At 60.2% G+C, this 6,617-nt stretch carries 6 protein-coding genes; all 6 read right to left on the bottom strand.

Features of this window, described 5'->3' with window-relative positions; translation table 11 throughout:
* On the bottom strand, window positions 1–532 hold a 532-nt coding region (locus GXY01S_RS16115), incomplete at its 3' end, for an MFS transporter (RefSeq protein ID WP_156470341.1).
* 84 nt (window positions 533–616) lie between these two features.
* On the bottom strand, window positions 617–2,314 hold the full coding sequence (locus tag GXY01S_RS16110; RefSeq protein WP_061276769.1) for an alpha-keto acid decarboxylase family protein: 1,698 nt from the start codon (window positions 2,312–2,314) through the stop codon (window positions 617–619).
* Between the two features lie 33 nt (window positions 2,315–2,347).
* Window positions 2,348–4,144, bottom strand: coding sequence for a hypothetical protein (locus GXY01S_RS16105; protein ID WP_061276768.1), 1,797 nt, complete (start codon window positions 4,142–4,144; stop codon window positions 2,348–2,350).
* A 403-nt stretch (window positions 4,145–4,547) separates the two neighbouring features.
* A complete protein-coding gene (locus GXY01S_RS17640; protein WP_082770946.1) occupies window positions 4,548–4,913 on the bottom strand; it encodes a DUF1488 family protein in 366 nt (121 codons plus the stop codon).
* Between the two features lie 235 nt (window positions 4,914–5,148).
* Window positions 5,149–5,283: a hypothetical protein gene (locus GXY01S_RS19135; protein ID WP_255210486.1), complete on the bottom strand. Its 135-nt coding sequence runs from the start codon at window positions 5,281–5,283 to the stop codon at window positions 5,149–5,151.
* Between the two features lie 209 nt (window positions 5,284–5,492).
* On the bottom strand, window positions 5,493–6,317 hold the full coding sequence (locus GXY01S_RS16095) for an IS5 family transposase (protein ID WP_082770945.1): 825 nt from the start codon (window positions 6,315–6,317) through the stop codon (window positions 5,493–5,495).
* Window positions 6,318–6,617: the final 300 nt, after the last annotated feature.

The raw sequence follows: 6,617 nt of genomic DNA, 5'->3' as shown, positions 1-6,617 counted from the left end.
CGATGAGCATGCGGGTCGGCTTGGAGCCGAACGCGGCGCCGGCCATGCCAAGACACTGGGTGAGACCGACGAAAAGAGCGAGCGTGCGGGCGGGCAGATAGCGGGCGGCGACGTAGGAGGCGCCGACGAATGCGCAGATCGCACCGATGGCCTGAATGATGTAGCCGCCGACGCCGGCAGCGGCGCTGCCCTGGGCGAAGATGAGACAGCCCATGCCGGTGATGGCGATGAAGCCGGGAAGAACGGCATGCGCGCCGTAACGGTCGAGCAGAACGCCGACGACGAGCGCCATAAGGGCATAGACGATGTAATAGGAGGTGATCATCAGGCCGAGATGGCTGTTGCCCCAGGCGGTGGTCAGCTCATTCTGCATAATGCCGGGCGCTGAGCGAATGGCGTACTGATAAAAGTAGAACAGCGCACAGAGAAACCAGGCCAGCACATAAAGCGGCTGGAGCTTCTGCGGCTGGGGAGCCGGCGTTCCGGCCGGCGCGCTCGCGGGCGCGCTTGCTGGAGAGTTTATGGGCGGCATGAGCACTCCTGATGAGACCGTAAGGGATATTCCGAGACGAAACAGGCGGCCCGGAGGCCGCCTGTCCGCAAAGCAGCGGGCGGGTTATTTCGCCGGGGGACGACCATTGGCCGTAGCCACGTGCCGGCCCCAGGAAATCAGCTCGCTTGTGCAGTCGTCACGCGGGATGACGCATTCGATCAGAACCGGACCGCCTTTGTGGTCCAGCGCGACTCTGACGGCCTCGTCCAGCTCGCCGATGGTCGTGGCGCGCAGACCCTTGCCGTTGCCGTCCTGGGCGTTGAAGCCCTCGACGACGGCGGCATAGTTCCAGTTCTTGATATTGTTGTAAGGCCCGTCGTGGATTTCCACTTCGATGGTGTAACCGGCATTGTTGATCAGGAAGATGATGACCGGCAGTTTGCGCCGGGTCATCTGGCCGACTTCCTGAGCCGTGAACTGGAAGGAACCGTCACCGACCATCAGGATGTTCCGGCGCTGCGGCGCGGCGACGGCATAGCCGAACATGGCAGGCACCGACCAGCCGATATGGCCCCACTGCATTTCGTATTCCACGCGGGCACCACGGGGAAGTTTCGTACGGGCGACGTTGAACCATGAATCGCCGGTCTCACCGAAGATGGTGGTGTCAGGCGTGACGATGGACTGCAGGGCACGCTGGATGTGCTCGCGCGTCAGCTTGCCGTCCTTCTTCGTGGTCTCGGGCGCGGTTTCGGTCTCGCCGCCACCAACACGGCGATATTCGACCATGGTGGCGTCCTTTTTCGCCTTGCCGGCGAAATGTTTCGCAACGCCGTCGAGCAGATCACGCAGATGGATGCCGGTGAAGGTCTGGTCGCCGACTTTCGTCACTTCCTTGTCGGCGGTGACGACCGTCGCACCCTTCGGCCAGGCGGTCCAGCCCTCAGTGGAGTAATCGTTAAAGATGCAGCCCACAGCGATAACGCTGTCAGCCCAGTTGAAGATGTCGCTGACTTTCGGCGAGCTGGCGCTGCCCCAGAACGTGCCGATATAGTTCGCGTGATCTTCCGGGAAGAAGCTCTTGGCCGCACCCATGGTCGCCACGACACTGCCGAGAGCATCGGCGAGGCGGATGGCGGCGTCTTCCGCACCGGCGGCGCGCAGTTTGCTGCCGATCAGGATGGCGGGCTTCGCCTTGCTTTCAATGAAAGCCGAGACGGCTTTGATGGCCGCGTCCAGCGTCTGCGAATCGGAAGCAGGCTCGCCGATGACGGCGGAGATCGGTCCGGGAGCACGGCAGGGCTGAGCCGACACATTGCAGGCGATCTCGATATAGGCCGGCTTTTTCTCGCGCAGAGCCGTGCGGATGACGTGGTCGATCTTCTCCGGCGCGTCTTCGGCGGAGATGATGGAAACAGCCGCGCAGGTCAGTTCCTTTGCGATGCGGAGCTGATAGCCGTAATCGGTCGTGCCGATGGTGTGGTGGAGGATATGGCCGCTGCCGTGATCGTTGGAGTTCGGCGCGGCGGAGACCAGGATGACGGGGAGATTCTCGGCATACGCGCCGCCGATGGCGTTGAGCGCCGAAAGCGCGCCGACGCTGAAGGTGACGACGGCGGCCCCGGCGCCGTTCGCGCGGGCGTAGCCTTCGGCAGAGAAACCGCAGTTCAGCTCATTGGAACAGCAGACCTGTTCGCAGTCCTTGTTTTTCAGAAGCTGGTCGAGCAATACGAGATTGTAATCACCCGCCACAGCGAAGTGATGTTTCAGACCAATCTGTGCAAAGCGTTCAGCGAGATAGGTACCAACTGTGTATGACATGTCTGTCTCTCCGGTCTGATTGCTGAAATTCCGTTACTGGAACGGAAGATATCGGAAGGTGACATAGACGGTGTTGCCCGTGGTGGTCGGGTAGACACTGTTTCCCATGCCGTCATTGCCGCGGAAGGCAAACTTCCGGATATAGGTGTACTGGACACCTCCCATGACGCTGCCCCACTGGCCGTCCAGGAAATGCCACCACCCGCCGGTCGTGAAAGAGGCGAGCGTCCGGGTCTGCGCGTTGCAGGTTCCGAATTCGATATCGCAGCCGCCGAGATTCTGATCGTTGACACCGTATCCGTACTGATTGCCGTCAGCGGCGGTGTAGCGACGGCGTCCCGCCGTTTCCACGCCACCGTAGAGGTACAGCAGGACCGATTTGTCGGGATGTCCGATCAGGCCGAGCGCGCCGCGCATTTCGGGAACAGGGGTGAGCTGTCCGCGACTGTTGAAGGTCGTATCCGGCAGGAGGGAAGGTCCGTAGCGGCCGATGCCCTCACCGGCGATGACGTTGCCGGTCAGCTGGAGTTTCGGAGTGCCGAGCGGCACGGTCATGCCGCCGCCGACACCACCACCGAACTGCGTGTCCTTATGGGTATGGTTTGCGCCCGGGGACTGAATGACCGAGCGGAACCAGCGCGCCAGACCGAAGACCTCGTAATGACCGACGGAAGTATCGACAGCGCCCTTCAGGACGATGTCGGGAACGGGGTTGTCGGTGTACTGGGTGTCGGGATTGAGCAGAACGCCGCCGGCATTGGCGTAATAGACGCGCGGACCTTCGGCGTTGTCGCCCACCGCAGGCAGCCTGCCGCCCGACGAGAGGGTGGAGGAGTAACCGACGGTGGCCTGCGGGTCTTCAATGGACAGAGCCAGCCAGTATTTCTGCCCCCAGTCCTTGCCGATCCGGATCTGAGGCACGCGGGTGAAGGTGATGCCGGGGATCTGGTTGTTGTCGGTGACGGCCGGAAGCTGTTCGTTCCTGGGCAGGACGCCCTTCGCGTAGCCGGTCGTCAGACTCCAGGCCTGGCCCATCAGCAGATGGAAGCCCCAGTCCTTCTGCGTGAAGGTGAAGTAACCCTGACGCAGGCGCGGCACGTAGCCGTTGATCTGCACGCTGTTGGTCGAGCCGCCGGAACCGCCGAAATCGGACTCGATATAGGCCTGAAGCCGGGTGGAGGCGCTCGGATTGGCCTCCAGCAGCGTGGACAGGCGGCTGAGCTGGGCGGAGAGACGTTCCTCACTCAGCCCATGATTGGGACTGTTGGCGTAGGGGAAGTTATTCCAGGCCGTCGCCGGGCCGCTGGTCAGATTCGAGTCACGCCAGATATTCGAGAGTTCAAGAAAGCCGCCGATCCTGACGGAGATATTTCCGATGCTGAACACCGGCGGCAGGCGGTCGACCGACGTCTGGGTGATGGCGAGCGGGCTGGATGAGCTGAGATCGATGGACGATTTCTGCTCCTGCGCGGCCGCCAGCTGCGATCCGCCCGGCGGTCCGCCGAGATGGAAGAACGGCGTGTGCGCCGATTCAGCAGGCGGTTCGCCGTTGGAAAATCTGACAGGCTGTTCGAGCGGGGTATCGTCTTCGGCCCCTGCGCCGTTCCGCAGCGCAACGTTTCGTCTGGCGGAGGGTCTTTCCGACAGCGCGGTGTGCTGCCGTCCCTGCCCCGCCGTGCTGCCGGTCTCATGCCGGGCATGACGGTGCTTTTCGATGGCGACGACGCGGGTTTCAAGACTGCGGATCTGCGCCTTGATGGCCGCGAGTTCGTCATCGTCATCCGCGCGGGCCGGGGTTCCGAAAGCCGCAACCCCCCCCCACGCCCGCACACATGATCAGTGCGTTGCGTGCACGAACAGCACGAAAAAGGGACCGGCGGACGTCTGACATAGGGTTCAGTTATGGCCAACAAAAACAAAAATCATTGACGTGCCTCAATTGTATCAGAAAATTGCCGCAATCTTTTATTTCATGTCACAGAACTGACATGGAAACTCATGTCCGTGCGGGAAAACCTGGTGAAAACACAGAGTTTTGCCTGGGTCTTTGTCTTTTCGTTATAGTATCCCAATGTCATGGCAGGCGCAACAATAAACTGGACTCCGGGCGCTGCCCGGACCCGGCAAAGATCACGGACCTTTGCCAACCGTTTTGTTTAATAAATCAGGGGTGCAGGGGCCTGTGGTCCCTGCCGGGTTTCAGGGCAGAGCCCCGAGAAGACCCGTACAGCGCTCAGGAGGCATGCACTGCGTCTGAAGGAACGGAAGGCGGAACGAGGACCGGGCGTGGCACGTGTCCGAAGACCGGCATGCCTTTTTCGTGCGGGACGTGACGCAGATCCTCGCTGCTGAGGAACAGGGTCGCGCCGGCTGTTTTTCCGGAGCGGGCCAGTTTCAGCTTTGCGGCGGCATCGATCAGGACGCGAAATCTCTGGAATGCATGCTGGCGGGCCGCCGCGGTGGAGGGCCTGGCGAGACAGGCGGCAGCTTCCAGAGCTTCATCTGAAACAATGAATTCCACGCGGCCGGTGCCAGAGGCAATCTGAAAGGAAGCGGCTTCTGTCTTAGCCTGAGCGCCGACGGGTAAAGGGGTAGGCATGGATTATCTGTCCTGTTTTTCTGTGAGAATGCTTTTTGAAACACATTTTCTCTGTCACTGATTTTCGTGACGATAATCGTTTGTCAGAATGTCACTAAGCCAGTTGTAAAGCCAGAGGTTTTCCACCCGGCACAACAGACGGAAGGGCCCGGAGCCGTGCCCCGTAAAGGGGCGCTGTCTTCTGATGCCGGTCTGTCAGACCGAAACCAGGTGATGGAATTGCGCGCAAAACCCCCTATTTTTTAGCGGCTTTTGCAGGAGGCATCTTGCCCCGGAGCTGCAGCAGCGCGATTTCGGCTTCAGGACTTACCTTCCTGACAGCTTTAGGTTTTTTGAATTCGCGGTTGCCGCGTTTGTGTCCTTTGGCCATGGGTCATTCCTTCCAAAGGCGGATCGGTGCATCCTGAGTGCGGGCACGATGATCCGCATGAGAATTCCGGGCGTCCGGAAGCAGGCCACGGGAACGGGTCCGACAGACCCTGTCCTGATATGTCCGTGGCTGATTCAGTTTATATCATGGAAGATGTAAAATAGATATTTTTATTTCATGCTTTCTGACTTCAGAGCCTGTTTGGAAAGTCATGGATGAGCGTTTCTTCGGATGAGATTGGCCCCCATGGCGACGAAGATCATGGCCTGCGAGACATCGATGCGGCGCTCGTAATCGCGCACGAGGCGTCGCCAGCGGGTCATCCAACCGAACGTCCGTTCGACGACCCAGCGTCGGGACAGAACCTCGAAGCCTTTAGCCCCGTTACGGCGGCGGATGATCTCGACGACGAACTCCAGATAAGCCGCCTTGTCCATCAGTTGGAGGCGGTCATAGGCGCCATCGGCAAACAGGTGCTTCACCCAGGGCCAGCGTTTACGGATCGCATCCAGGATCATCTGTGCGCCTGCGCTGTCGGAGATGTCGGCCGGTGTCAGGTTGAGCATCAGCAGGCGCCCGTCCGTATCGACGGCGATATGCCGCTTGCGCCCGACCACTTTCTTGCCGGCGTCATAACCCCTTGTCTTTGCATGAGGCGCCTTGACGCTTTGGCTGTCGATCACCCCGGCCGACGGACTGGCTTCACGACCCATCCGCTCCCGATCGAGCATCAATTCAACATCGTGGATCGTCTGAAACAGGAAACGCCGCGCCAGTTCCCGGAACCAGCCATAGACCGTTCGCCAATGCCCGAAATGGATCGGCAACATTCGCCAGCCACAGCCCGAGCGGACCAGATAGCGCACCGCGTTGATCACTTCGCGGAATTCAATTTCCCGCGGACGTCCCATGCGCCCAGGCTCAGGCATCAGTGGCGCGATCCGCGCCCATTCCTCATCCGTCATGTCAGACGGATAGCGCTTCGTCTTGCGGGTGATACTGGCCATCCGGCCTCTCTGCTCTGGCGTCCACATCCAGGGCTTGAATCACACCCTCACCGAATTTCCAAACAGGCTCTAAGCTTGGGTGAAACGGGCGGCCTGTAACCCAATTAAGGGACTCTCAGTAACCTGAATAAGGATACTTTTTGGAGGCAAGGTGGGCGTGGAAGGCGGGATTCTCCTAATTAAGGAACTTCGACAAAATGCCCTGTTTTTCGGATGCCAACCTAGTTGCGATAAAGGGTATTATCGCAACTAGGTTGGGGGGGAGGGGGGATTTGCTCCAGTCTGGCTCATTTTGGTTGGAAACGGCTGCAAACCGCCAAACGTCTT

The organism is Komagataeibacter xylinus NBRC 15237 (assembly GCF_001571345.1).
GTDB classification, from domain to species: Bacteria; Pseudomonadota; Alphaproteobacteria; order Acetobacterales; family Acetobacteraceae; genus Komagataeibacter; species Komagataeibacter xylinus.
This window is presented reverse-complemented; position numbering and strand designations above follow the sequence as displayed.